20 protein-coding genes, 1 pseudogene and 2 CRISPR repeat arrays are annotated in these 25,469 nt (G+C 69.1%); of the genes and pseudogenes, 7 read left to right on the forward strand and 14 right to left on the reverse strand.

All coding sequences use genetic code 11. From position 1 onward, the window contains the following. Positions 1-182: 182 nt before the first annotated feature. The 5 genes from ABZ128_RS09975 to ABZ128_RS09995 all read right to left on the reverse strand — a co-directional run bounded on the left by ABZ128_RS09975 (position 183) and on the right by ABZ128_RS09995 (position 8,440). The gene (locus ABZ128_RS09975; RefSeq protein WP_356847280.1) at positions 183-935 is read right to left on the reverse strand and encodes a hypothetical protein; all 753 of its coding nucleotides are present in this window, start codon (positions 933-935) and stop codon (positions 183-185) included. Between the two features lie 13 nt (positions 936-948). Further along, positions 949-5,685 carry a putative T7SS-secreted protein gene (locus ABZ128_RS09980; RefSeq protein WP_356847281.1) on the reverse strand — a complete coding sequence of 1,579 codons (4,737 nt, stop codon included), beginning with the start codon at positions 5,683-5,685 and terminating at the stop codon, positions 949-951. After that, a complete protein-coding gene (locus ABZ128_RS09985) occupies positions 5,685-6,248 on the reverse strand; it encodes a hypothetical protein (RefSeq protein ID WP_356847282.1) in 564 nt (187 codons plus the stop codon). The genes ABZ128_RS09980 and ABZ128_RS09985 overlap by 1 nt, the downstream gene beginning before the upstream one ends. Beyond that, positions 6,248-6,670 carry a hypothetical protein gene (locus ABZ128_RS09990; protein ID WP_356847283.1) on the reverse strand — a complete coding sequence of 141 codons (423 nt, stop codon included), beginning with the start codon at positions 6,668-6,670 and terminating at the stop codon, positions 6,248-6,250. Before ABZ128_RS09990 ends, ABZ128_RS09985 begins: the two co-directional genes overlap by 1 nt. Before the next feature lie 530 nt (positions 6,671-7,200). Further along, a CRISPR array of direct repeats spans positions 7,201-7,717; the repeat unit is 29 nt; unit sequence CTGCTCCCCGCGCCCGCGGGGATGACCCC. 66 nt (positions 7,718-7,783) lie between these two features. Beyond that, positions 7,784-8,242: a CRISPR direct-repeat array (repeat unit 28 nt; unit sequence CTGCTCCCCGCGCCCGCGGGGATGACCC). A gap of 6 nt (positions 8,243-8,248) precedes the next feature. After that, positions 8,249-8,440, reverse strand: coding sequence for a hypothetical protein (locus ABZ128_RS09995; RefSeq protein ID WP_356847284.1), 192 nt, complete (start codon positions 8,438-8,440; stop codon positions 8,249-8,251). Between the two features lie 215 nt (positions 8,441-8,655). Between ABZ128_RS09995 and ABZ128_RS10000 the strand changes: the two genes are divergently transcribed. Together ABZ128_RS10000 and ABZ128_RS10005 are read left to right on the forward strand one after the other, a co-directional pair. Then, a complete protein-coding gene (locus tag ABZ128_RS10000) occupies positions 8,656-9,477 on the forward strand; it encodes a hypothetical protein (protein WP_356847285.1) in 822 nt (273 codons plus the stop codon). Further along, complete coding sequence (locus ABZ128_RS10005) at positions 9,474-11,216, forward strand: SsgA family sporulation/cell division regulator (protein WP_356847287.1); 1,743 nt, start codon at positions 9,474-9,476, stop codon at positions 11,214-11,216. The genes ABZ128_RS10000 and ABZ128_RS10005 overlap by 4 nt, the downstream gene beginning before the upstream one ends. Positions 11,217-11,529: 313 nt before the next feature. Here ABZ128_RS10005 and ABZ128_RS10010 read toward each other — a convergent pair whose 3' ends face one another. From ABZ128_RS10010 to ABZ128_RS10025, 4 genes are all read right to left on the reverse strand, one after another. Next, the gene (locus ABZ128_RS10010) at positions 11,530-12,594 is read right to left on the reverse strand and encodes a response regulator (RefSeq protein ID WP_356847422.1); all 1,065 of its coding nucleotides are present in this window, start codon (positions 12,592-12,594) and stop codon (positions 11,530-11,532) included. Between the two features lie 766 nt (positions 12,595-13,360). After that, the gene (locus ABZ128_RS10015) at positions 13,361-13,585 is read right to left on the reverse strand and encodes a hypothetical protein (RefSeq protein ID WP_356847288.1); all 225 of its coding nucleotides are present in this window, start codon (positions 13,583-13,585) and stop codon (positions 13,361-13,363) included. A 51-nt stretch (positions 13,586-13,636) separates the two neighbouring features. Beyond that, entirely contained in the window at positions 13,637-13,981 is a 345-nt protein-coding gene (locus ABZ128_RS10020) for a hypothetical protein (protein ID WP_356847290.1), read from the reverse strand. A gap of 80 nt (positions 13,982-14,061) precedes the next feature. Beyond that, positions 14,062-14,247: a hypothetical protein gene (locus ABZ128_RS10025; RefSeq protein ID WP_356847292.1), complete on the reverse strand. Its 186-nt coding sequence runs from the start codon at positions 14,245-14,247 to the stop codon at positions 14,062-14,064. 152 nt (positions 14,248-14,399) lie between these two features. Here ABZ128_RS10025 and ABZ128_RS10030 point away from each other — a divergent pair. Both ABZ128_RS10030 and ABZ128_RS10035 read left to right on the forward strand, forming a co-directional pair. Further along, a pseudogene (locus ABZ128_RS10030) lies at positions 14,400-15,305 on the forward strand (IS481 family transposase); the annotation flags it as partial. 416 nt (positions 15,306-15,721) lie between these two features. Beyond that, positions 15,722-16,195, forward strand: a complete 474-nt coding sequence (locus ABZ128_RS10035) for a hypothetical protein (RefSeq protein WP_356847428.1) — start codon at positions 15,722-15,724, stop codon at positions 16,193-16,195. Here ABZ128_RS10035 and ABZ128_RS10040 read toward each other — a convergent pair. Beyond that, complete coding sequence (locus ABZ128_RS10040) at positions 16,155-16,520, reverse strand: hypothetical protein (protein WP_356847294.1); 366 nt, start codon at positions 16,518-16,520, stop codon at positions 16,155-16,157. The two genes, ABZ128_RS10035 and ABZ128_RS10040, sit on opposite strands and share 41 nt — an antisense overlap. A gap of 89 nt (positions 16,521-16,609) precedes the next feature. Then, positions 16,610-16,960, reverse strand: coding sequence for a hypothetical protein (locus tag ABZ128_RS10045; RefSeq protein WP_356847430.1), 351 nt, complete (start codon positions 16,958-16,960; stop codon positions 16,610-16,612). Between ABZ128_RS10045 and ABZ128_RS10050 the strand changes: the two genes are divergently transcribed. Continuing rightward, positions 16,887-17,447, forward strand: a complete 561-nt coding sequence (locus tag ABZ128_RS10050; protein WP_356847295.1) for an SsgA family sporulation/cell division regulator — start codon at positions 16,887-16,889, stop codon at positions 17,445-17,447. The genes ABZ128_RS10045 and ABZ128_RS10050 overlap by 74 nt on opposite strands. Here ABZ128_RS10050 and ABZ128_RS10055 read toward each other — a convergent pair. Both ABZ128_RS10055 and ABZ128_RS10060 read right to left on the reverse strand, forming a co-directional pair. Next, positions 17,417-20,560, reverse strand: coding sequence for a tetratricopeptide repeat protein (locus ABZ128_RS10055; RefSeq protein WP_356847297.1), 3,144 nt, complete (start codon positions 20,558-20,560; stop codon positions 17,417-17,419). The genes ABZ128_RS10050 and ABZ128_RS10055 overlap by 31 nt on opposite strands. Positions 20,561-20,691: 131 nt before the next feature. Next, positions 20,692-21,126, reverse strand: a complete 435-nt coding sequence (locus ABZ128_RS10060) for a hypothetical protein (protein ID WP_356847298.1) — start codon at positions 21,124-21,126, stop codon at positions 20,692-20,694. Positions 21,127-21,455: 329 nt separating this feature from the next. Here ABZ128_RS10060 and ABZ128_RS10065 point away from each other — a divergent pair, with 329 nt between their 5' ends. Then, positions 21,456-21,899, forward strand: a complete 444-nt coding sequence (locus tag ABZ128_RS10065) for a hypothetical protein (RefSeq protein WP_356847299.1) — start codon at positions 21,456-21,458, stop codon at positions 21,897-21,899. A gap of 665 nt (positions 21,900-22,564) precedes the next feature. Here ABZ128_RS10065 and ABZ128_RS10070 read toward each other — a convergent pair. Further along, complete coding sequence (locus ABZ128_RS10070; protein ID WP_356847301.1) at positions 22,565-23,209, reverse strand: hypothetical protein; 645 nt, start codon at positions 23,207-23,209, stop codon at positions 22,565-22,567. A gap of 320 nt (positions 23,210-23,529) precedes the next feature. On the opposite strand from ABZ128_RS10070, the gene ABZ128_RS10075 reads away from it, so the two are divergent. Next, entirely contained in the window at positions 23,530-24,504 is a 975-nt protein-coding gene (locus ABZ128_RS10075; RefSeq protein WP_356847302.1) for a hypothetical protein, read from the forward strand. Positions 24,505-25,469: the final 965 nt, after the last annotated feature.

Genomic DNA, 25,469 nt, shown 5'->3' on the forward strand with positions numbered 1-25,469 from the left:
CTGACCGGCGTCACCCGATCAGTGGCCACGCTGAAAACGCTCAGTGAGGGCGTCCCGCCGTTCGGCGAACCCCCTGACGCGCTCGACCTCCGGCCGCCGTCCATCGAAGGATGCGATCACAGTGAGCCCTGCTGCCGTCAGACGGGCCCAGCGATCATCCGTCTCTGGGTGGGGATCCACGGTCACCCGTAGTCCTCGACCAGTTCAGCGACGAACGCGAGCAGGGCGTCGGCCCGGTGGCGGTCCTCGCGCTGGTGCCGCAGGGCGCGGTCGAGCGTCCGGAGTCTGGTGAGGGCGACCGGGTTCCGGTCCCTTACCTCGTCGAGCAGCGACGTGGTGATCAGGTCCAGGCATTGGGTGAACAGGAGCCGGGTGGCCGGGGCAGGAGGAGCCGGGTCCGGGTCGGCGAACCCACTGGTCAGGTAGCGCACGGGATCCGTGAGGCTCCAGCCGGCGACGGTGCCGTGCTGGACGAGGAGCGCCACGTCGGGTGCGATCGAGATGCGGGCCTCCAGAGGCTCGTCGAGCACGTCGAGGTCCCGCAGACAGGTCAGCACGGTGTCCCCCGGGGCGCGGCACAGCTCAGTGGTCACCTCCAGCCGGAAGTCTCGGGCTTCTTCCGCGCGAAGGCCGCCCGGCTGGGCGAGAGGTGTGGCGGGAACGCGGGCACAGTCGTCGGCAGTTGCGGCGTCACTGGCGATCTGGAATTCGGCTCCGACCAGTTCCCGGCTGACGGGATCGAACCGGAGCTCGTCGGGGGTGTCCCACAGCCACGCCGCACTGCCGAAAGTGCTCATAAGGAACTGCCCCCGTTCATCCACGTTCTTGTACGGCACGATGCGCACGCAGAAGTCCCGAAAATTGAAACTCGGGGTGAGGCCCAGCGGTTCGCCCGTCGTCGCGGCGGTCCAGTCGCCGTCCAGGGTGAGTCTCATGGTGAATGCCACCTCATCTAACCTGCACTGCGGGAGGCTGGTAGCCGTTCTTGCCTGGAATCCTGCCCTCCACCACGTCTGCGTGCGTGATGGGTCCACCAGGATCGGTGGGTGAGCCGCCCAGCGCCGTGACCCCGGACGGTCCCTTGATGCCCGATGAGCCGTATGCCGTGATCACGTTGCCGGCCCCCATGCGGTCAGCCCTCACCACCACGATGTCCTCTCCCTGGCGGAAGATCAGTTTGCCTGTACCCGCCGACGAGTAGTACACCGCGTCCGGCTTCTTCAGAATCGACATGACCTGTTCCTCGCTAAAGCCGTGCTCGTGCGCGTGGTAGTTGTCGGCTTTTTTGATTTTGCCCCCCTCCGCTCTCTCGATGATGTCGTCCATCGCCTTGAGGGCGTCTTGCCTGGCCTTCTGGGCCTTTTCCTCCTTTGTGTACTTCGGCATGAGCCCCAGCGGGTCGCACCGGCTGTGGGGGTTGTCCACGTATGCGACGGGGTTGGGGGCTGGAGCCAGACCGAGGGGGTCCGGGGAGGTGTATCGGCCCGTTTCGGGGTCGTAGTGGCGGAAGTAGTTGTAGTGGAGACCGGTCTCAGGGTCGTGGTACTGGCCGGGGAAGCGGAGCGGGGTGTAGGTGCTGCTGTCGCGGGCCCAGGCTGTGGTGCCCCACAGGGTGGCCCGGGAGCGCCACGCGATGTCGCCGGACTCGGGGTCGATCAGCTCGGTCGGAGTGCCGATGAGGTCCGTGGTGATGGCGAAGAAGCGGCGGTCGATCTCCTCCTGGCGGTCGTCGGCCGTGAGGATGCGCTCGGTCTGGGCCAGCGGGACGTCGCCGTGGTGGTCCCAGGTGAGGGCGACCGCGTTCGGCTGGTCCGGGTGGTGGCTGGTCTGTTCGCACAGGGTCAGGCCGTCCCAGGTGAACCGGACCTCCTCGACCACGCTCTCGCCGTCGGCCGCCAGGCGCTGCTTCGCGGTGCGGCGGCCGAGCGGGTCGTAGCGGTAGCGCCAGCGGGTCCCGTCCGGGGTGGTCACGGCGGTGAGACGGTTCTCCGTGTCCCAGGTGTAGCGCCAGGTGTCGGGCTTGCGGGAGAGCCGCGTCTTCTGTCGCAGGACGACCCTGCCGAGCTCGTCGTACTCGAAGCGGACGCCGCCGGCGCGGGTGATGGTGGTGCCCGTGTACGTGCGCGGTCCGGTGGCCTCGCCGCCGGGGTGGCCGGAGGGCCAGGATGCCGACGTCTGGTTGCCTGCCTCGTCGTAGGCGTAGCGCTCCGTCCAGCCCTGTGCGTGGACGGCAGTGACCCGGCCCGCCCGGTCGAGGTCGAAGCTGCGCGTGCCTGCCAGCCGGTCCGCGACGGATATGAGATGGCCGTCGGCACGGTAGGCGTACGCGCGGCTGTTGACGGCGCGCCCTGCTGCGGTGATGTGCTGCTCGGAGAGCCGTCCGGCCTCGTCCCAGGCGGAGGTCACGGTGATTGCGTCGCCGAAGACGCGGGCCAGCTCGCGTCCGGCGGCGTCGTGGGTGAACTCGACACGGTGTCCGCCGGTCGTGAGGCGATGGGCCTGCCCGTCGGTCCCGTAGGCATAGGAGGTGACGTGGCCAGTGGGGGTGGTGCGGCGCGTGCGGCGGCCGAGCGCGTCGTACGCGTATGTGACGGGTCGGCCGTCGACCAGTTCGGTCTTGGTGAGTCCGCGGCGGTCGTACTGGTAGCGCAGTTCCCCGTCCGGGCCGACTGCCTCCAGCAGGCGTCCGACCCTGTCATACGCGTAGGTCGTCACCCGGCCGTCGACATCCTTGCGGACCACCTGGCCGAGTCGGTCGCGCTCGAAGGCGATGGTTCCGCCGAGCGCGTCGACGCGGGCGGCCAGCCGGCCCGCGGCGTCCAGCCGATAGGTGAGGGTGCGGTCGTCGAAGTCGGTCTCGGAGACGATGTTGTCGGCCGCGTCGTATGCGTAGGTCCAGGTCAGACCGTGTGGATTGGTGACGCGGGTGAGGCGCAGCGCGGCGTCGTGCTCGAACTCGTAGCGTGCGCCGTCGGATTCGGTGCGGGATGTCGGCAGGTCGAAGTGGGTGTACTCGAAACGGGTGACCCCACCGGCCGCATCGGTGCGGGTGAGCAGGTTGCCCTCGCCGTCGTACGTCCACGACTCCACGGCGCCGTCGGGACCAGTGCGCCGGGCGAGCTGTCCGTCGGCGTGCCACTCCAGCAGGGTGACACTGCCCACCGGATCGGTGATGCGGACCGGTCGGCCGAAGGCGTCCCGCTCCGTGCGGGTGATGGCGCCGTCCGGGTTGGTCACCTCCACGGGCAGTCCCGCCGCGTCGCACACTACGCGGGTCGTGGCACCCCCGGCGTCGGTGATGGAGGTGAGCCGGCCGGCGTGGTCGTAGGTGTAGCGGGAGGTGAAGCCGGCCTGGTCGGTGACCGATGTGCGGTTGCCCCGTTCGTCGTACTCGTGGACCATGCGGGAGCCGTCTGGTGCGAAGACCTCCGTGGGCAGGCCGAACTTACCGCGGATGGTGCGCAGTTCACTGCCGTCGGGACGGACGGCGCGGACGAGCCGCCCCTCCTCGTCGTAGGAGAAGGCGGTGGTGAGGCCCAGCGGGTCCATGCGGGTCAGCAGGTTGCCGCGTGCGTCGTAGGTGAAGCGGGTCGTGTGCCCGAGCGGGTCCGTGATGGCCAGGGGACGGCAGCCGGGTCCGAAGAGGTGGCGGGTCGCATGCCCGTCGGCGGTGGTGAGTGTGGTGGTGTGGTGTCCGGTCTCCGGGTCCGGGTCGGTGTACGTCAGGGTGATCTGGACGTGGCCGGCCTCGCCGCCCTCCGCGACGACGCGGTCGCGGTCGTCGTAGACGTAGTCGTAACGGCTTCCGTTGGAGTCGATCCATGCGGTGACACGGCTGCGGTCGTCGTACTCGAAGGTTGTGGTGGCGCCTGACGGCTTGGTGACCGCGGTGAGGTCGCCGTTCTCGTAGGCGTAGTCCATCAGGGGCAAGTCCGTGCCGTCGTCGCCCGCGCCGGCCAGAGACAGGGTGGTGACCAGGCCGTCGGTAACCGACACCTTCACACGGTGGCCCGTCGAGTGGACGAGGGCCGACGGCAGACCGTCCGTGTCACGGTCGATGGTGATGCTGTGGCCGTTGCGTTCGCTGATGCCGGACAGCCACGCTTCACCGTCGCCGCCCGGTTCGCTGCCGAACGGGGCGGCGAAGTGGAAGACGAGCCCGCTGTCGGGGTCGGTGACCGTGTAGTCGCCGTTGCCGTCGCGGGCCAGCAGGGTACGGGCCCTGCCCCTCTCCGGCCGGGTGGGCACGCCGGGGACCGGGTGCGCGTAAGGGATCAGCAGCCCCTCGGCGGTGATGTGGAGGATCCCGACCGCGTCGACCTGCAGGCGCTCGTCGACCGTGGACGTCCAAGCTCGCCCAAGGAAGCGGCCGACCGCGCAACCGGACTCCGTGCGGCGGGTGAACACCAGCGGCAGGATGCCCGGCACTTCGATGTCGGTCTGGGGCAGGAACATCCGCCCGGTGGCGAGGTCCACCGGGTCGCCGCCGGCCTTGCGGTCGCCGTCCGGCGTGTCGTGGGTGCCCTCGGGGGCGTCGTCTGCCAGTTTGCGTAGACGTGCAGCCTCGGCAGCTTCATCCAGGTGTTTCGCGGTGGAGCTGAGCTTCTTGAAGGCGCCGGCGCCCTTGGAGCCGATGAGTTCGGGGATGAGTTTGCCGATGCCCTCGGAGGGGTCCTTCATGAACTCGTCGAGCATCTGCTTGCCCGCGCCCCACGGGTCGTTGGCCATCGTGACCAGGCCCGCGGCCGTCGAGTTGAGGTTCGTCATGTACTCGGCGGGGTGCGAGAGGTTGTAGAGGTCGAGCGGGTTGAGGGCGCGGGCGAAGTTGAGGGTGCCGGCCGTGCCCTTGACGACGCCTCCGATGAGGTGGGTGCCGGCCAGTACGAAGTACTCATGGGCATCACCGAGCTGCTGGGTGTACGAGGGCTTGGGCGGGGCCGCGTCGCGGGCAGCGCGGACGGCTGCGGCGGTGGTCTCGGCGACCTCGTTGCGCTGCTTGCGGGCGCTTTCGAGCTTCTCCTGCGCGGCGTGCGCCATGGCCTTGCCCGGATCGTGGAAGTCGTCGGACGGGCGGGGCGGCAGGTGCTCCTTCTTCGCCTCGTAGGCTTCCTTGTACTCCTTGACGAGCTTGTTGTGCGCGGTGCGAGCGTCCTCGGAGGCCTTCTTGGCCTTGTTGTAGTCCTCCAAGGCCTCCTTGGCCTTGCCCTGCGCCCACTCGACGGTATCGGCGAAACGATTCATCGCGTCGGCGGCCTTGCCGAAGGCGTCGGCAGCCTTGAACCAGCGCGGCGGCTCCTTGGCGACCTTCTCGCGGAAGGTGTCGGCGGTCTTGCCCTTCAGGCCGTCGGGCTGGGTCATCGTCTTCAGACCGTTGCCGACCGACTCGAAGGCAGCCTTGAAGTCGTTCAGGTGCGACACCTGGGCGCGGATCTTGGAGACGCTGCCGTAGACGAGCTTCTTGGGGTCCTCGGTCTGGCCGAGTTCTAGCTCGGAGACGTCGGCGCCGAGCTGGTTGGCGGCCGAACGGGATTTGTCGCGGATCCAGTCGCCGGCCTCGTCCAGGCCCACCTCCTCCGCCAGGTCGGCCGTCTTGTCACCGGTCCACTCGATGGCGTCGCCGACCTTTTCGACCCCCTTCTCGACCTTGTCCTCGATCGAGTCCGGTATGACGTCCCGCCAGCCCATCAGTTACCGCCCCCGTTGTCCTTCGTCTGCTCCAGCAGGTCCTTCAGCGACCCGATCCTCCCGGACGAGGTCACCGTGTCCTTGGTGTCGGACCAGGTCTGCTTGATGTCCTCGGCGCCCTTCTCGAAGGACTCCTTGCTGTAGTCCGGCTTGTAGACATCGGCGCTGAAGATGTCCCCCCAGGACTTCTTCTCGATCTCGTCCTCGCTGGCGTGCGGGTTTCCGTACGCCGCGTTGACCGCCACCTTGAAGGTGCCGTGGATGTACTGCTCCTCCTCCCACACCGTCCCCGCGGCGATGCCAAGGTTCCCGGCGAGGGCGGAGGCGTTCTGGATCAGGCTGCGCACGCCCCACTCCCAGCGCTCGCAGAAGTCCTCGAAGTCCTTCGACAACGCGCCGTGCCCGGTCTCCATCGCGGTCATCGACAGGTTCTCGAACCCCGCCCCCTGCGAGGCCCCGGCCGCATCCCCCGACTCCCGCAACTCCGATATGGCCGCCCGCAGACCCTTCTGGATCGCAGCAACCGCCTGCGGGGATACCTCAAGGTCACCATCGCCGGCCATCAGGCCACCTCCGCGGACTCGTCCTCGGCTTCGATGTCAACGGCGCAGGCGTCGGGGACGATCCCCGCGACGGGCGGGAACAGCATCGAGCCGTCCGCATCGGCCACGTTCACGGCGACCCCCGCCGGGCCGTCCACCTCGGGCACAACCGCATCGACCAACCGCGCACCCAGGATGGCGAGGTAGGGCCATTCACGGCCGGCTTCCCCACGGGCCTCCGCGAACCGGGCCAGGGCCTCCTCGTCCGTGAAGGCGTAGAACCAGCGGATCCCACCCGAGACGGCCGACATCAACCCGCCCCCGACGTCCTCGGCACCCTCGGCAAGGGGAGCGAGTAGGACAGCCCGCCGGAACTCGCCGACCAGGCGTCTGGGATCCCCGGTCCCCGTCCGGTATGCGGCTATCTCTGCAATCAGTTCCATGCTCTGCGTCCCCCTTCAGGGCGATTGACACCCCGGGGGGAACAGTACCTTGATCGCCAAATCACCTGATTAGGGGTCATGGCGTCTGCGCCGGCGCAACCTGCCAGGTGTCGGCGGCGGGGGAGCAGGCGACACGCGAACCCGCGAGCAGCTCGGTGATCTGCGCGCTCATCGATGGCTCCTGCGCGCTCTTGGTCTGCAGACCGATACGGAGGCCATGCGCACCGACGCTCTCCACCGGCCAGGCTGCGCGCCGAAGCGCTGGAGATCGCACAAAGCCTTCACACAGTCGGAGTCCGGCTCGTCGAGGGGGACTCCACCGCGCTCAGCATCTAGTTCGCCATCATCGGATGCTCCTGGCAGGCACGGCGGCGCTGAGCCGCGATCCTTGTCGGCGCCGCTGTCGTCGGCCTGCCACCCCAAGTGTTGGGGTCTACGCATAGATTTGGCAAGAAACATGCCGATTGCCGGATTCTATGGAAGTGCTGAAAAAGGGCCCATCGTCCGGATAGAGTCGCAGGTCAGTAAGCCTGCTCCCCGCGCCCGCGGGGATGACCCCGAGGACAGGTCCCGCAGGGACTCGTCCAGGCCCTGCTCCCCGCGCCCGCGGGGATGACCCCCCGGCCGTGCTCCCGCTGCTGCGCGCGGTGGTCTGCTCCCCGCGCCCGCGGGGATGACCCCAGCAGCCGGTGAGGGATGTCAACCCTTGACATCTGCTCCCCGCGCCCGCGGGGATGACCCCCTGGGCTTTCGGTCTAAGCGCGGGACGCTGCTCTGCTCCCCGCGCCCGCGGGGATGACCCCCACGACAGCGGCAGCTGCGTCGGGAGCTTCCACTGCTCCCCGCGCCCGCGGGGATGACCCCGTCTGGGGGCTGCTGGCGCCAGTGACGTTGGACTGCTCCCCGCGCCCGCGGGGATGACCCCGGCGTCTTCAACGACGCGGCGAACATGTCGCACTGCTCCCCGCGCCCGCGGGGATGACCCCCCGCACGCGCGAGCACGAACTCATCGAGACCCCTGCTCCCCGCGCCCGCGGGGATGACCCCTGCGCTGCGGTACTCAGCGCGGGGGGATGACCCCTGCGCTGCGGTACTCAGCGCGGAGCGTCCACCCTGCTCCCCGCGCCCGCGGGGATGACCCCGAGGCCAAGTTCGTTCGGGCGAACACCGTCGGCTGCTCCCCGCGCCCGCGGGGATGACCCCAGCTGCCCAGTATCGGCAGGTGCCGGTTCGCCCTGCTCCCCGCGCCCGCGGGGATGACCCCGACCTCAAGGTCTTGGACCGGCTCGGTCTGATCTGCTCCCCGCGCCCGCGGGGATGACCCCCAGGACGCCCGCTTCGACGAGGCCAAGATGAACTGCTCCCCGCGCCCGCGGGGATGACCCCTACCAGACCGCCGGCATGTACAGGCTCAGCATCTGCTCCCCGCGCCCGCGGGAATGACCCCCTTGCCCCGAGCGGGGAACGAGCCCGGGCTGCTGCTCCCCGCGCCCGCGGGGATGACCCGTAGGGCCGCAGGCGGACTATGCCGACCGACTCGCACCTGCCCCCTGCACCCGCGGGGATGACCTCACCTCCTCACGAGATGACCGCGTTGAAGAACAGCACCCCCGCAGCGAAGGCCGCGCCACCCGCGAGCAGGCCGGCGGCCAGCGCGCCGCCCGCCAGCACGGTGAGTACGACAGCGGCGACGGCGGTCAGGACGCCGAGCAGCAGGATCACGGCCGATCGCTGCGACAGCAGGGTGGGCGGCGGGGTGTTCTGGGACAACTTCAGCTCCAGCTTCGTCGGATGAGGGCGTCCGCATCCGCGGCGGCCCGGGTGCTGGTGGTTTAGGCCGCATACGGGCCGCCTCCCCCGCCGGAGTGTGTGTGAACTGAATCACACGACTGGTGCGGGGGGAGACCGGCAGTCCGTACCTAAGACGTAGGGCGTGAGGCCAGACAGAAGGACCGCCAAGGGAGCCCGGACGCAAGGGAGCGGATGTGCCGACTGAGCTCGAGGGCGATGGCATCGCCGTCCGCGACCCGTCGCACGCGGGACAGTCCGACCCGGAATGCCCCCTCGAGCCCGTCGGCAGTGAGGGCGAGGCCCAGCGCGCCCGGCGCTTACAGAACGACGCGAGGATCGTCGAGATCCTGCGGGCGGACGGCTTCGAAGGACCCCGCTACAACAAGGTCGTCGAGCGGTTGTCCGGCTACGCCTGGCCCACCATGGTCAAGTGGTGCGGTACCGGCGAGGTCTTCCACCGGGCCGCCGCGGTGGGGCGCCCGGTGCCCCGCCGCCTGATCGTCTCGGACTGGTCGCACGACGACCGCCTCGAGATCGCCACGGACAGCGTGATCAACGGCATGGCGCTCTTCCGTACGTACGGATTGCTCGAAGGCCGCTGGCACGCCGGCGGCGGGGCGAGCCTCACCACCTACTGCATGGGTGCGGTGATCCGCGCCTTCGGCCCCGTCTACAAGGCCTGGTACGACGCGCGCCGGACCGGACAGGCCGAACTCCGTCGCGCCGGCACCGACGAGGAGGCCGACCCGATGGCCGCGATCCCTGACCAGCGCGCCGCGGACCCGTACCAGGTCGCCGCGACCAACGACGAGATCCGCCGGATCCTCCCGATGGTGAAGGACCCCCAGGTCTTGGAGAGCCTGGGCTGGTACGCCGTCGGCTGCACCCAGGAACAGGCCGCCGAGCGCGTCGGCCTGACGCGCAAGGCCTTGGAGCGCCGGACTCATCGGTTGAGGAATCGGATCAACGAAAGCGGAGCACGCCGGCTTGAGCCGGGGGAGGGGGAAGCACGATGAGCCTTCGGCGTGAGGGGTTCCTGGAGGACCTCGCCGAGACGGACACCGCAGACGACCTCGACTTCGATTCCCTCCTGGACGCCTCCAGCCTCGGAGCGCCCCACGTGCTGGCTGCGCTGGGGCACGTGCCTGACCCTGTCCGGCGGCGCATCCGGGAAGCGGTCACAGCACCGCGCTCCGTCTCCTCGGCTGCTGGAACCGGTCTAGAGCAGCCCGGTCCGGCAGACAAGAGCGGCCAGGCGGAGGAGCGCCCTCGGGCGCGAACGCTCGACGAGACGGAAGGTGGGCTGCCGGCACTTCCGGTGGCAGCGGGGGAGCAGTCGCCCCCGCCGCTGCTGAAGGGGCTCCAGAACGCCTCCCATCTGGTGTTCTGCGGTCCACCGGGAACGGGGAAGTCGACAGCGCTGGCCTCGGCCGTCAGCGAACTCATGAGCCGTACGGTGCCGGAAGCGGGCTACCCGCTGCTCGGCCCGCCGGACGAGCGTCGCGGCTTTGCCGAGTACTTTCTGCGCCGCGGCGCCCAAGCGTCCGTCGTCGGCCGGGGCGGGCTCGCGGATTGCACAGTGCCGAATGGCCCGGTACGGGGTATCCGGTCCCTCCTCGTGACGTGGAGCTCTGATGCGCTGATTGGCTCCGTCGAGGAGTTCCCTGAGCTGCAGGAGGCTGACCGGGTGTTCGCCTTTTGCCACAGCACTTTTGCCAGGTTCATGGGACTCCGTGCAGACAGCGACCCTCGGTGGCCGGCACTGGGCAGTTACGGGCTCGGTGTGAAGGTTGCGGTGCTGTCTGCTGTGGAGGAACGGCTTCAGCACGAGCAGCCCGTCTCCTGGTCCTGGGAGCAGGCGGTCCTGGGCGATGCGACGGAGCGGCGTGTGAGGGAGCTGCGGGGCGCCGTCGATGGTGTTCGGCCAGGCATGCGCCGCACGGACATGGGCGGGTTGGCGACTTGGGCTCGTCTCGCTGCGTTGCTCGAGGAGCGGGAGATTCGGGAGGAGTGGGATGGGCTCGGCTCGCTTCGCGGGCGTACCGGGCTGGAAGAAGCGGTGTATCGGTATGTGCTGAAGCCATGGCAACGTACGGGCGCCCCGGCAGACCTCGTCGCACTAGGCGGCCGTACACGCCTGTTGGAGGACAGGCAACCTCGGCGGTCGCGGAGCTATCACGTCATGCGAAACCCGATTCCGTCGGCGGAGAGCGAGGTACCGCGGGCCGATTCTCGGGTTGAACGCCCGGATCCGTTGAGGATCCGGCGGGTAGTGGAGGACGGGGATGAGGTGCTGCATGCAGAGCTGCTCGTCCGTTTGTGCGAGCATCCGTCCGGCGATGCCCAGTACCGGTTCGACGCGTGCCTGACGTACCGGCGTGGGGATCCCTATGCGGTGGAGGTGCTGTTCAAAGTCCCCGGGCAGGAGGACGGAGTCACTTGGGTGCTGGCACGAGACCTGCTGTGGGACGGCCTGCGGCGCAAGACGGGCAGCGGAGATGTACAGGTCTGGAGCGAGGATCCGGCGACGCAGTCTGCCGAGGCCGCGCCTGGCTATCGGCGTACCTACCTCCGTCTCAGCTCGCCGGACGGGACGGCACTGCTCTTCATGCGTACGGCTCACGTGGTGGAGTTCCTGGAGCAGTCCCGGCGCATGGTCGCGTTCGGAACCGAACCGGAGCAATTGGCCGGCAGACTGACGGACCTGGAGGAGCACTTGCATGAGCTGGCGGCTTCGCCCGGCTGCAAGGACTGACGGGGCTGCCGGAACGGGCTGTTGTCCCGGTGTACCGCGGTGATCGGATGGGGGAAGCGCGGAAAACCAGGTCCCTCGGCTCAACCGGCCGGCGCCGCGCTGTCTCCGCGTCCGCCGCGCGTACGGCGGTGAACTTCTCGTCCACGCGGGCCGGGGTCAGCTCCGGCCAGCGGCGTATGACCAGCAGCTGGTCCAGCGCGGGAGGCAGTGACAGGACGGGGTCGGGGCCCGGCACGTGCCTACGCCGCCTCGGAGCGGGAGACGCCGGCGTCCGCCGGACGGCCCCTGCTGGGGGCACGCCGCCAGGGCAGAGTCAGCAGCCGGGGCCGATCGGCGGAGACGATGTGAGGGCGAGCGCGGCAATCCGCAGCTCGGCAGCCCACGTCCGCTGGTCAAGCCCCAACGTGTACTCAATGCAGCACCCGCATTGCGGGATCAGCGATACGAACGATCGCTCCTCAACGGTTTCGACCTCCGCCTCCCACCAGTCGTCCGTCGCCAGGTCGGCGGCAGTGGTTTCCCCATTGATCAGCCTCGCCGCCACCCGACGCAGCGCGTGGCGCTGTGCCAGGCCCCGATCCGGCAACTCGATTCCGGCCTCGGAGAGTGCTTGCTCGAACGCGTCGCGGATATCGCGGGCATCCGCGTTGCGAGGCAAACCGGCGAGCTCGCACAACATCGGGGTGTCCAGCCCGGCCGCGAGTGCCTCGGCAGCAATCATCGGCAGGTCCTCCGGGCGGATCTCATCCGCCTGATAACGGCATGCCACCTCGCCCAGAGACGTGAGGCCACTCCGTGTTGAGGATTCCGGTTCCGGTGTCGTTCCTGCTGCTCTCATGACTCGTACGATGCCAGCACCGTTCCCAGTGAGGATTACCGAGGGGGCGGTCCGCTCCGCGCTCCCCCCCCCGTGTTCGCCTGAACCGAAGGCCGAACCGACGAAAACAGGACAGTCCATCCTCGGGTTCCCGTATGAACCGGCGCCTCGACCTTGATCTGACCACCCCGCCAGCGGCGGTGGCCGCCCCTGCCGCACCCAGGACGGGGCGGCATAGGCCAGGGCATGACACCGGTTCCCGGCGCTGGTGCAGCAGTTCCTGCTGAGAACGGTGATCGTGCGGGCGGTCCGCCCCGAGACGCTGTGGGCTGACTGCCGGTCAGCGCAGCAACGGGACCACGCGCTCCAGGACCTTTCGCGGTCCAGCGGCTTGGCGATGTAGTTCTGCGCGCCCGCTGCCATGGCTCTCTTGACCGAGTCCTGCGAGCGGATGTCGCTCATAATGACGACCCGGGCCGACTCGTCGAACTCGATGATCTTCTCCGTGGCAGTGATGCCGTCCATGCTGGGCAGGACGAGGTCCATGGCCACCAAGTCGATGCGCTGGGCTTGCTCCTTGTAGGTGTGACTGCCTCCTTTCCGTCACGGGCCGTCGCGGCAATCTCGAAACCCTCTGGGATCAGAATCTGGGAGAGCTCCTTGGTTGCAAAGGGGAGTCGTCCACGATCAGGACCTGGTAGGGCGTGCCGTCCGGCTTCGTCCCATCCGGGAACCGAGAACTCTGCATGCTCGTGCTGTCTGCCATAGATCGCTCCCGTCGAGGGCGGCTGCGGGAATTCCGCAGACCGAGATGATCTTTCTTCCCAGGGGCAGATTCGCAGAGCTGCTCACCACCCCGGCCGTAGGTATACGAGAACGGGGCTTAGGAAGCCCTACATCGACGACCCGGTGCCGAGGGCACGATCTCGTCGAAGGAGTGGCGGATCCGGAGGGACGTCCATGCGGCTCGGTGGTGGCGATGCGGGCCGGCCCGCGCGCGTGCGTAGGACGGTCTAACGGATTCCGCAGATGTACCTTTTTCCAGGTCAGCGCGCTGCGGCCTGGTCTCATGGATGTCCCCTCTGTGGAGCCGTCCGGAGCATGCACCACAGAACGCCAGCCCCGACGGCGCGGGAGCCGACGGACGGCCCGCAGTGGCCATCCGCACCACGGACCAGCTCAGCCACACTTCCATGTCTCCTGCCCCGGGCGGTCCGCAGCCGCGTACGGTCCGCGCCACCCCGGCGGGGCACCGCAAGCCCCCCAGGGCTGAGGAGCTACCGACCCCGGCGAAGCCACACGACCCAGGAAGCGGGGAGAACCGGCGTCAGCCGCGGGCGGTCAGCCCGGCGCCGTAGTCCTGGGGCGGATCCTCGCGCCACTCGATCAGGGCGGACAGCACCATCTCGTCGGGCTCGGGGGCGCCGGCGCGGCGGAGGAACTCGGACAGGTCGCGGTCGGAGTACGCGGTGCCCAGGATGGTGCCGTCCACGCGTACGCGACGGCCCTCGCCCTCGGCGATGGGGTACACGACGACCGGGTGCCTGACCATGCCTCCACGCTCGCCCCGGGCGGCCGGGTGCGCACCCGGGGCGGGGCGGGGTCATCGGTCGCCGTACTCCATGATCTTCCAGCCTGCCGGCGCGTCCCGGACCTCGAATCCGGGGGCGAGGACCTGGTGGACGTAGACGCCGGGGTTGCTCTGCAGGTACTCCAGGGCCGGGCCGATCAGCGGGTCCTTCACGTTGTCCCACAGGATGACCGGTTCCACCGGGGAGTCGGACAGGGAGGACGGGGCTCCGACGGGCAGGGAAATCCAGCCGACGATCGGCGTCACGGTGATGTCCTGGTGCTCCGGGTCGCCAAAGGCGAGGCGCCACCCGTGGGGCGCGGCGGCGAACGGCAGGGGTGCGCTGGTGTGTAAGGGCGTCTGGCTGCGAGTAGTCATGCGATCAGCTTGCGGCCCGGCCACGGTCCGCACGCCGTTCCCAGGGAAATCGTCAAGAGCCCGAACCGGGGCGGGGCGGGCTACAGGGCGCCCGCAGTCAGCTCCAATGGCTGCGGGCGCCCTCTCCTGCGGCGTGGGTCAGCATCGACGACGTCCTTGTCGAGGTCGCGGTGGACCAGGTCGACGACCAGGCCCCGCCCGGCGAACGGCTTCGCGCTGTCGGCCAGCCCGTACGCGGCGGCCTGCTCGACGTCGCCGGAGACCACAGCGCGCAGGGGCCATCGCCGTCGTAGCTGCGCGTTCACGTCCGTCGGCGCACCGGGTTGATGTGTGAGGGCTCAGGACATGCTTGACGTTCTGTTCTCAGCACATCCTTGACGGTGCTGGCTCGTTGTTCCGCCTGGAAGGAGGGGCCGGGATGGAGCCGCAGGAGCTGGTGGAGCATCGGTATCGGGCTGTTCTGGAGGTGCTCGATGGTGCGCCGGTGGTCGAGGTGGCCTTGCGATTCGGGGTGTCGCGGCAGACGGTCCACGCCTGGCGGAACCGCTATCAGGACCAGGGCGTCGAGGGGCTACGCGAACGGTCGCGGCGCCCGCGAACGAGTCCGAGCCGGTTGCCCGCGGACGTGGAGGCCTTGATCTGCGAACTGCGGCAGCATCACCCACGGTAGGGAGCCCGGCGCCTGGTTCACGAACTCGGCCAGCGCAAGGTGCAACCGCTGCCATCGAGGGCCACCGTTCACCGGGTGCTTTCCCGCAACGGCCTCGTCAGCCACCAGGACCAGCAGCACAAGCGGAAATACCGCCGCTGGCAGCGCGATGCACCGATGCAGTTGTGGCAGATGGACATCGTCTCGGGGGTGTTCCTGGCCGACGGCCGCGAATGCAAGCTGGTCACGGGAATCGACGACCACTCCCGCTTCCTGGTCGTCGCCGAAGTCGTACTGCGGCCGACCGGCCGGGACGTCTGCTCGGCCTTCGTTGCCTCTATGCAGCGATACGGAGTACCGACGGAGATGCTGACCGACAACGGCAAGCAGTTCACCGGCCGATTCACTAAGCCGCGGCCGGCCGAAGTCCTCTTCGAGCGAGTTTGCCGGGAAAACGGCATCGTGCAACGGCTGACCAAGCGACGCTCGCCGACCACGACAGGCAAGATCGAGCGGTTCCACCGCACCCTCCGCCAGGAGTTCCTGGACCACGTCGCACCATTCGAGTCCGTCGCCGCCGCCCAGGAGGCGATCAACACCTGGGTTCACACCTACAACCATCAGCGACCGCATCAGTCCCTCGACATGGCCCCGGCCAGCCGCTTTCGCCCATCGAAGGCCGACGCGGCCGCCTCCCTCCAAGGGGCCGGGCAGCTTGCGCTTGCCCTTCCCCGGCAAAGCACGGCACCCAAGATCGAGCACCCCGATCCGGCACGCCGGCCCACTTCCGCCGGCGCGGTCGAGTTCGACGTTGTGGTGCCGCCCTGCGGCACTTTGCCCTCAGCCACGGCGGCCAGGACATCTGGATCGGACCGGCCTTCGCCGGCAAGACCGTCACACTGTGGGCGGACGACCGCAGCATCCACATCACGATGGACGGACACCTGCTCAAAACGATGGCTTCCCGCACGTCGCTGGAGCAGTTGCACCAGCTCAGAGAGAAGCGACAGACCCGGCCAGCCGGGCCACCACCGGCAGCCCCGGCACTGCCCCGTCACCGGGGTCGGGTTCAACTACCAGCCGGAATGGCCGTGGAGGTCGAACGGACTGTTGACCGCAACGGCATCGTCGCGCTCGCCCAGCAGGACATCAAGCTGCCCGTCACCCTGGCCGGGAGCCGCGTCATCCTGCGAATGGACGAGCACGTCCTGCACGCGATCAGCAACGGCCGCGTCGTCCGGACCATGCCGCTGCCCATCTCAGCCGACCAACGCGGCCGCCTCAGGGGAGTCCGCCAGGCCTCATCGCTCCTACCGCCCTCTGGGCCGGCGGGGCCGCTGATCGTGCAGCGGCGCGTCAACATCGACGGGTTCCTCATGGTGGCCAAACAGCGGATGCGAGTCGGCCCTACCCACGTCGGGAAGATTGTGAACGTCATCGTCGAGGACACCCACTTCCGGATCGTCCACGACGGTGAGGAACTCGCGGTCCATGCACGCACCAGCGACCGGCCAGTCAGCCGTTTCAAGGCCTGGGCAAGCTCCGAGACCCGGCCCCGTCCGTAAACAAGGTGCTGATGTTGTTCCACATGAAGGCGTCCTTCCACTCCGGCCTCCCTCCAGCCCAGCCGCTCAAGGCAGCGATCACCTTCTCCTGGGCGATCGTCCGGGTCTGGTAGTGCTCCGCTGCAGTCCCATCTCGGAATTCCAGCTGGTAGGTGTTGTCATCCCTCAGCCACACCTGCACATACCAGTCACCGTCCGCCTCATCGTCGACTCGCTCGACGATCACGAAGGCGTTGCCCCGGCCAAGGTTCGCCACCATCCGGCTCAACGCTGACGGCTTCGGGTTCCCCACCAGCCGACCACGTTCATCTCTCGCTTGCAGCATGGCCCGATCATCGCCCCCGGGTCTGACACCACACGGCCCGATGCGTCAAAGAACTCATGAGGACAAAGCGTCAAGGATGTCCTGAGCCCTCACACATCAGGGTGACCACGGCGATCGGGGCGGTGCTCGCGTCCAGCGAGGTAACCCGCGACCTGCAGGGCGGTCGCGGCGAGGACCTCGCGGATGCCCGCGGTGCTCATCACCGTGTCCCGCACGACCTGATCGTGGGCGGTCAGCTGCTGCATCTCCTTACTGAGCTTGTGCGGGTCACTGAAGTGCCGGCGGAGGTCGAGCGCAATGGTGGCGCGCTGCAGGACGTCGGCGTGCTCGGACTCCTCGGCGTCGTGCAGGCGGCCGACGGACACGATGGTGACGTCGGCGGGCGGCTGGGCGACGACCCGGTCCCGCCCCTGTTCTCTGTCGGACGGCCTCAGCCGCACAGCGGGCAGGGGAGACGTACAGGTCTGGACCGAGGATCCGGAGGTGCAGTCCGGCGAGCCCGCGCCTGGCCGTCGGCGTACTTACCTCCGGCTCACCTCGCCGAACGGGACGGCGCTGCTCTCCATGCACACGGAACAGGTGGTGGAGTTCCTGGAGCAGTCCCAGCGCATGGTCGCGTTCGGAGCCGAACCGGAGCAGTTGAAACTGGCAGACTCGCGGACCTGGAGGAGCACGTGCACGAACTCGCGACGTCGCCCGGCTGCAAGGACTGAGAGGACTGCGGCACGGACTGCTGCCTTGGCAACCCTTTCCCCGGGGGCAGGGCCGTGGAGACCCCGCCGTACAGCCCTTGGCGCTAAGCGGCTTGATCTTGGCCGTCATCTGCCGGTCTCGGCGTTCGGGTGGGGGCCGCCGAGATTATGTCCTCATGCTGCCAAAGGGCACGGGCACGCGGGTCAGCCCGCTGCCCCGCCGCCCGCGAGCTGACGGCGGAGCTCCTCCGCGTCTGCGGTGTGGCCCAGCCGGTCGAGGACATCTGCGAGGGTCAGCAGAGCGGTCCGCAGGCGGGCAACGAAGACATCCGGCACTTCCTTGGCCAACCTGCCGATGATGTTCACTGCTTCCACTGCGAACCGCAGGGACGAAACTGTCAGCTGCGGCAGCACTCTGAGGTGGACGGTTGCCGCCGCCCACAACGATTCCGCCAGGTCGGCTTCATAGGCGGAATCCCGGCTCGCCAGGCGCCGTCGGATCGCGACGGCCTCCTCGACGGCAGACAGGGCCCGCTCCGCGTCCGTGTACTGCTGCGCCAGGTTCTGCATCAAGTAGGCGAAGCCGGGCTCGAAGGCGGCCGGGTTGGCCGTGGCCAGCCGGCGGTAGATCGTGGCGGACTCCTCGAGTGCGATCAGGGAGTCGTTTTGCCGTTCCATGGCCGCGTAGTGGACCGCCAGGTTGTTCAGCGAAGCCGCCAAGCGAGGTTCGTAGGCGGCGGGATCCCCTTCGGCCAGCCGCCGTGCGATTGCGACAGACTGCTCCGCGACCGGCAGAGCCTCCGCCTGTCGCCCCACACCAGCATACTGGCTTGCCAAAATGTCCAGAGGCAGCATGAGGGCGGGCTCGTAGGCAGCAGGATCCTCTTCGGCCAGCCGCCGTGCGATCGCGACGGACGCCTCGATGACCGGCAGGGCCTCTGTCCGCCGCCCCACATCCGCATACTGTGTCGCCAAAACGTTAAGGGCGCAGATGAGCTCGAACTCGTGGGCGGCGGGATGTGCCTCGGCCAGACGGCGCAGGATCGCGACCGATTCCTCGATGACCGGTAGGGCCTCCGTTCTCCGCTCCACCGCCGCGAGCCGGCTCGAAAGGTTGATCAGCGAGCTCGCGAGGTTGGGCTCGAATGCGGCGGGGTTCACTGAGGCCATCCGGCGGTGGATCCGGGCGGACTCCGCAATGGCGGTCAGGGCCTCCGTTCGCCGTCCCATGTCTCTGTGGCGGTTCGACAGGTTGTTCAGGGCAGCTGCGAGTACATGCTCGTAAACCGCGGGGTTGGCCGCGGTCAGGCGGCGGTAGATCGCGACCGCCTCCTCGCAGACGGCCAGCGCTTCAGCCCACCGCCCCACGTCTGCGTACCGGTTCGACAGGTTGCTCAAGGCGCGGGCGAGGTCGGACTCAAGGTCGGCAGGAGCGTCCTTGGCCAGGCGCCGGCTGATGGCGACCGCCTCTTCAGAGACGGTCAGGGCCTCAGCCCGCCGCCCCGCCTCCGCGTATCGGATCGACAGGTTGTTCAGCGCGTACGCGAAGGAAGGCTCGTGGGCTTCGGGGCGGGTCGCGGCCAGCCGCCGCGCGACCTGAGCGGATTCCTCGATGGCAGCGAGGGATTCCGCCTGTCGTCCCACGGATCCGTACCACACCGCCAAGTTGTTCAGTGCCCCTGAGAGGTCGGCTTCGTAGCGGGAAGGACGCTCCCGGTCCAGCAGCCGGAGAATGCCGACGGCTTCCTCACTGGCTGTGAGGGCTTGCTCGTAGAGGCCGGCGTTCGCATAGCGCAGCGCCAGTGCGTTGTGGAAGTGCGAGTGCAGGAAGCGGTCGTCGGTGGAGGCGAGGCGGTGAGGGGTGAGGCGGGCCGTGAGGGCGGCCGTTCCCGGGTCCAGGTCCGGATGACGGTCCTCGGGCAGGACGGCCTCCACGGCTTCCAGGACTGCCAAGGGAAGGTCCTTGAGGGTCGACAGGGCGGCAAGGGCGGCCCCACCCGCGTGGATTACCAGCTCCGGCCGGGCGGTCAGCAGTGGGATGAGCTGCCGGGTCGTGAGGTGCGGCCAGTGGGCGGCAGCTGCGATCAGGACGGTCAGGGCTTGACGGTCCCAGTCTGCGGTCGGTGTCGTCGTGGCGTCCGGGTGGTCGCCGGGGAGGAGGAGGCGCTGCGGGGCGTTCGTGGCCCACGGGTCGGGTGCGAAGTAGGGCAGGTGATGGCCGGGCGTGCTGAGCGCGAGGAAGTCCTCGGCCAGGCGGTCGGGGTAGAGGGGTTCGAGGACCGTACCGCTGTGCAGGTCGGCTGGGGGATACGCGACGGCGTGGTCGTCCAGGACCTGGGGAGCGGCGTTGTCAGGGCAGACACCGATCGCGGCGAGGGCGGCGCAGCCGGTGTCGTGTCCGAGGGCACCCGTCAAGGCGGCGGTGTACACCGCACGTCCCAGGGTTTGTACGGTCGCCGTGACGCGGCAGTTGTCCTTCAGGGTCTGCCAGTGGTCGCGTTCGCGGTCCAGGAGGTAGGCGGATATGCGGCGCGGGGAGTCCAGCTCGCCGGCGGTGGTGCCGGTGCGGCTGGCGTGGACGGCGGCCAGCGCCGCCATGTGGATGGCCAGGACCTGCCCGAAACGCTTCGGATTGGACAAGGTGGCGGGCGCGGTGATCCGGTGGGCCTGACCGAGCTCCAGGGCATCGGCGAAACTGTCGCGGGCCGCGGTGAACAGCGCCTCCGGACCGGTGTCCGGATCGTCGGTCAGCGGGGTGAGCGCCAATTCCGCGGTGTCCAGGTCGAGGCGGTCCAGTCGGCTCGCGAGGGTCTGCCACCACAGCCCGGCCGGACGGGCCACCAGCAGAACTCTGGCCGGGCGAGCCTGCACGGCAGCGTGGGTGAGCAGGGCCAGGAGATCGGCTGCCGGCCAGCGCTCGGCATAGTCGGCCACCAGCAGCACCCCCCGGCCCGTTCCGTCACCAGCATCGCCGGGCAGGGGACCTGCAGGGGCGGGGTCGCTGATGTGCCGGGCCTGGAGGACCTCCCAGCCGCAGTTCCTGCTGGTGTCGGCGAAGTGCGCTGCCAGCCGCGTCTTGCCCTGACCGCCCGCCCCGTGGAGCAGCAGAACCGATACCGGCCCCGCAGCATCCCGCCAGGTGGCCAGTTGACTCAGCTCGGTGCGGCGTCCGGTGAAGCCCACCAGTGCGTACCCCGCCTGCAGCAGGCGCGCGGGCTGCGCCAGGGCCTTCGCCACTGTCGGCCGGGAACGCTCTGGGGGGAATGCATCCACCCGGTACAGCGCGTGCTCCGGGCCGACATGCGTGGTGATGTGCACGTCGCCCCTGGTGCCGGAAACCTGGTTCACGGGCCCGTGCACCACAGATCCCGCCACCCACTGTCCCGGCTTCCTCGTGCCGCGTTTTCCGGAACCGGCCGCTACAGCGTCCGGGGCTGGTCCGGGCAGGTGTAACCGGCCGCTCCATCGGCCGGGGCCGGTCACGGGCCTTCCTCGATGTCGACGTCCCCTGCGGTGCCCTGCACTTGGTCGATCGGACCGGATGCAGTGGCGCCACGCACGCGCTGACCCCCGCTGCCCTGCTCCACACCGTCCGGCTGGGTGGGCGGTGTGGAGCTCGGGCTGGTCGACCACGTACCGCGGCGGGTGATCCGTACGCTCCCACCGGTCCCGGAGACCTGCGCGATGCCGCCTCCCACCGTGCCGCCATCCACGGACTGCCCGTCCGGCCGGGGCTCACCGCGGCGCATCCCGGCGACGGACACGCCCAGTCCGGCCAGCCCCACGAACAGACCGAACACACTGGCCCACTTGTCCGCCGCGTCCAGCCCCACCACCGTGAGGTAGACCGCCAGACCCACCAGCGCCGCCGTCGCGACCACGCCGCCCGCCCACGTCTGCACCCGAGCCGTCATCCCCTCATCCTCGCCCGCCAGCTGCACGCGCACACCCGCTCGTGCGCACGGTGACAGACCCGTGACGCGGCTCGCCGCGACGTACGGCAGGGCGGCAGGGGGGCCTGCCATCCGCCACTTCCCCAGTGAGGGCGGCGTCGCCGCGGTGTGCCCCTGCGACTGGTCGACAAACCCTGCTCCCACCCTCGGAACGCTGAAGGCGCCTTCCTCGAACACCTAGTGCCCGAACTCACTCGCCGGGCGCCAGCGGCGACCACCGCGAACCGGGATTCAGCCACCATCAGCGGCTGAATCGAACAGACGCGGCCCCGTTCCAGTAGGGCCGTGGCATGATCGACGCCATGATCAAGGGGTGGGGGGCCGCCGCGAGCATCACGTTCGCCGCCGCGGCCGCAGTGACCATGACGGGGTGCGGGGGAGCAGCCGACGCCGAGCCGCAAGCGGCCACGGCGAAGCCGAGCGTGGTGAGCCTCAGCACTGCCACCACACGCTTCCAGGATGCCGTCACCAAGTTCGACCTGACCGACGGCTGCCCGAAAGAGACTGGCTCCTGCTGGGACAAGATGACCGCGGTCATGGAGCCGGCCCGAGAGCTGCGGAAGGCCATGAACGCGCACTCGGCCGGGCCGGCGTTCTGGTCCGAGGCGTACTCCTTGATCGACAAGATGGAGGGCGGCATGGCGGCCGGCGAGGACCGGTTCAGCAACCGGCCAGCCGTACTGGGGTCAGCCCACGAGTTGAGCCGGTGGCTCAACGCCCACCCCGCTCAATAGCGCTCGGACCCGGTGCCACCCGGGCGCCGGTCAGTCGGGCACGACCGGCAGCACGCTGGCCCGGCCGGAGTTGAGCGCATGGCTCATCGCCATCAGCGCGGTACGGTCCGCGAGCCAGTCCCGCATGCGGGTACGCCACTCGGGCGGCTCGGCTGGGGAGGGCGGCCGCCACGGCGGCAGGTCGCCCGGCGCGATAGCGCGGAGTCGTCGATCCCCACAACGGGGAAGCTCGCCGGCATTTACTGCGGGGGAGCAGCGGCGATGCGGCGCTTCCCGGGCCCAAGGCCGTTGTCACGGGATGGAGGCGCGGACGGCCGGCCTCGATCACCGCTCGGCTCGTCTGCGGCTCGCCAGGGCACTGACCTGCGTGCCGGTACCGGCACGCTGCTCCCCGCGCCTGCGGGGGATGACCCCGAGTCTGCCGCGACCGCAGTACTCCAGGGCCACTGCTCCCCGCGCCCGCGGGGATGACCCCAACCGATGGCCTCGGTCTGCTCCCCGCGCCCGCGGGGATGACCCTAAGCACATTGACCCCGCGTCCTCCTCGTCCAGCGATCCGTACGCGCCTGCTCCCCGCGACCGGGGGATGACCCCGAGGAGTCCTCCGCCTTGTCGGAGCCGGGGATCTGCGCCCCGCCGCCCATCGCACGCGGCCCAGCCCTCCATCACGCCGAACGTCTCGCGGGCCGCCTCGTCGAGGAACGCAGCCCGTAGCTCTTCGGACTTCTCCTTACGTCGTAGCCGCGGATCCCGACGCGGACACAGGCGTCGGCGTGCTCGCGGGCCTTCGCCACACTGGCGCACCCGTACAGCTCGGTGAGGTCGACGCCGGCTGCCTCGGCATGGTTCTCGGCCGCGCGAAAGGGGGCGCGGTGGCCGTCACCTTCGCGGTGCACGCCGCGCTCCAGGAGGGCGAGGCGTTTCGCTAGTTTCCCGTCGTCGCCGAGCAAGTCGGTGACGCTCACGCCGCGCTCGGTGGCCGCCGTCTCGATCGCCTCGGCGAGCGGGCGCGCCGCTGCCTTGCCGCGCGGGTCGACGGCGACCTTCGGCGTCACGAGCAGCTCAACGGTCAGCGGGTGCCGGCCGTCCGTCAGCGGCTGCGCCTGGTTTTTGTCGACGGACTGCGCAGGGACCAGAGCGACATCGCGCAGGCCGCCGCCGATCCACTCCAGATCACGCGCATCGCCGAGGCGGTAGTCGACCTGCGCGTCCTTCTTCTGCTCCGCGTCCTCCTGCTCCAGGTCGCATCCGCACTCCCGGTCAGCCGGTACTCGACCTGCTGCATGTCCGGGTCCAGTGAGGTCACCCACGCCATCTCTACTCGCCCCCTCCCACGTTGATGATCTTGAAGTCCGTCGAGGTATGGCGCTGCCATACCTTGGTACGCCGGTGGGCCCAAGGGTCATCGCCGGGGCAGTGCGGACAGGGCTGCGGTGTCGGGTATGCCAGCAGTCAGAGGAAAGTTTTCCAAGATTTATTGCCGGTGGGCTGACCTGACGAGACCGAGAGGTCGAGGCTCACACTGCAACCGGCTGGAGAATCCATGACCACTCAAGCTCCCTCCTCCCCACGTGGGAAGAGGTTCTACTCGTCAGGCGGCTCCGCCGAGGTGGCGCGAGGTGAAGGCGCAGTGGCCACCAGCGGCACGCAGCCGACTATCAGCGAAAGGCAGCCGCTCTCCCACATCTTGGAAATCGAGGGGTTCTGGCACAACGACCTGGAGGACGGCCCAATGGCCTACCTCGAGGCGAGCTCTACCAGCCTCGTGACCATTCCCGCGGACCCTCACCGTGTCTACCGGGCCAAGTGGCTGCCGGCCGGAGCATCTGGGGAGGGCCTGAACATCGTGGAGGCTCTCAAGCTGCCCGACGGCAGCCGCAAAGTGGGGCTCTCGATTCCGCTCGATGAAGAACCCGACCTGGTGAGAGCGGTGGGTGCGCTCAAGGCGGCAGCTGCCGGCAAGGAGAGCGTCATCTACTCCTTCAGTGAAGCCGCCACCCTGTGGCCCGGCCGTCGGGGACACGGTGCCCGATGGCGCGAGGCCGTCTCCACCGCACTGCTCGGTTCCTGGTCGGCCCCGCTGCTCACGGGAGGCCGTATCACCTCCGTGCATCTGGACCAGTTGCGCGCGGAGGCCAGGACCGTCCACCGCCAACTCACCCCGATGTGGCATCGCAAGGTCGGGGGAGTACGGCTGTGGAGCCTCGACCGTGACCTCGGTGACGGGATGACCACGTACGACATTCTCCGAGGGGGTCCTGACCCGCAGGAAGTGCTGTTTGGCGCCGTGGTCGATGACCCGTGCATCAACACCGTCCTCGCGCAGCTCACTCCTATCGAGCGAGCAGTGGCCGTCGCGTACGCCGCTCCCTCTATGCCGACCTGGACCGAAGCCGCCGCCACAGTCACCGCGACGGCCCCCCACCTACCAGGCGGCATGGATGCAGCCGCACTGGGTGAACGGGTACGTCGCAAGCTCCGCCGCCTCGGCACCCGGCATACCGCCCGCAGGGAAGCAGCAGCCTCAGCCCACCTCCGCACGGAGCGGCGAGCAAGCGTGGCCGCGAATCACGAGGTGTGTGCTGCTGAGGGCGGCCGGCCGTGAACCTCCTCATCGCCGCGCTGCCCGAGTTTCTCGGCGGCCTCGCCACTGCCGCCACTGTCTCCGTCAGTGCCCTTCTTCTGAGGAAACTGCGCAGTCGACACGAAGCCCGCGGCCAGGATTCGAACGAGTAACAGCTGCGAAGGCCGCGAAGATCACGGACTGGTGCCCCGCACATCACGGGCACGGGGGACCGCGTGTCCGCCGTGCCCTCGATCTCAGTCGCGGGTAGGCGGCAAGGGCAGGTTCACGCCGGACAGCCGGGCTGCGCTGGTGGCACACGGTGTGGAGCAGTAGAGCGGCAGGCTGAGCGCCAGGGGTCGCAGTTTCAGGTCTCCCGCCCGCCCCTGTGCCACGCGACCACCGCTCAACTTTCCACCGACGTTCATAACTGGTCCCAGATCATCCCAAGGCCGCCATCACCTGGTTTCAGGTTTCGCGGAACTGCCGGCAGTTGCGAAGGCTCCCGAACCCTGCTCGACGCTGTGGTGCATGAACCCCATCGCGGAGAACGTCACGGGCTTTCTGCTCCACGAAGTCCGCGGAAACGTCTTGGCGACCGTGCTCCTTGCCCTGGGAGGGTCCCTCTTGCGCCGTGCGTCCCAGAAGGTTCGTAAGAGCTGGAGGTGCGGGTGTTGCGCTCTGTCGGCGCGATGCCCCGCCTTGAATCTGCGTCGTGTCGCGGCATGCACGTGTAGGTGTCTCTGAACCGAGGTCGAAAACGCAAAAGACCCCCCTCCGGTGGGAACACGGGCCTTCGTCGTGCAGCGGGTGCCATCTGCGGAGCAGCGACGCGGGGTCGGACTCGACGAGGAACGGCTTGAGATGACGGAGAGCGCCGGAGACCTCCCACTCCCAGTCGCTTCGGTCGCTTACCAAGGCCGAGCTGTACGAGAAGGCGACCACGGCTGGCATCCGCGGCCGACCGAACATGAACGCGACGAGCTCGCCGACGCCCTCGACCATGC

The organism is Streptomyces sp. NPDC006326, assembly GCF_040612915.1.
Classification (GTDB): Bacteria; Actinomycetota; Actinomycetes; order Streptomycetales; family Streptomycetaceae; genus Streptomyces.

Excerpts from the sequence above, each read along its gene's own strand:
- ABZ128_RS10015 (WP_356847288.1), bottom strand. The coding sequence starts at position 13,585 with ATGGTCAGGCACCCGGTCGTCGTGTACCCCATCGCCGAGGGCGAGGGC.
- ABZ128_RS09975 (WP_356847280.1), bottom strand. The coding sequence starts at position 935 with ATGAGACTCACCCTGGACGGCGACTGGACCGCCGCGACGACGGGCGAA.
- ABZ128_RS10020 (WP_356847290.1), bottom strand. The coding sequence starts at position 13,981 with ATGACTACTCGCAGCCAGACGCCCTTACACACCAGCGCACCCCTGCCG.
- ABZ128_RS09990 (WP_356847283.1), bottom strand. The coding sequence starts at position 6,670 with ATGGAACTGATTGCAGAGATAGCCGCATACCGGACGGGGACCGGGGAT.
- ABZ128_RS09980 (WP_356847281.1), bottom strand. The coding sequence starts at position 5,685 with ATGGGCTGGCGGGACGTCATACCGGACTCGATCGAGGACAAGGTCGAG.
- ABZ128_RS10005 (WP_356847287.1), top strand. The coding sequence starts at position 9,474 with ATGAGCCTTCGGCGTGAGGGGTTCCTGGAGGACCTCGCCGAGACGGAC.
- ABZ128_RS10040 (WP_356847294.1), bottom strand. The coding sequence starts at position 16,520 with ATGCTGCAAGCGAGAGATGAACGTGGTCGGCTGGTGGGGAACCCGAAG.
- ABZ128_RS09985 (WP_356847282.1), bottom strand. The coding sequence starts at position 6,248 with ATGGCCGGCGATGGTGACCTTGAGGTATCCCCGCAGGCGGTTGCTGCG.
- ABZ128_RS10060 (WP_356847298.1), bottom strand. The coding sequence starts at position 21,126 with ATGACGGCTCGGGTGCAGACGTGGGCGGGCGGCGTGGTCGCGACGGCG.
- ABZ128_RS10065 (WP_356847299.1), top strand. The coding sequence starts at position 21,456 with ATGATCGACGCCATGATCAAGGGGTGGGGGGCCGCCGCGAGCATCACG.
- ABZ128_RS10050 (WP_356847295.1), top strand. The coding sequence starts at position 16,887 with ATGGTGACGTCGGCGGGCGGCTGGGCGACGACCCGGTCCCGCCCCTGT.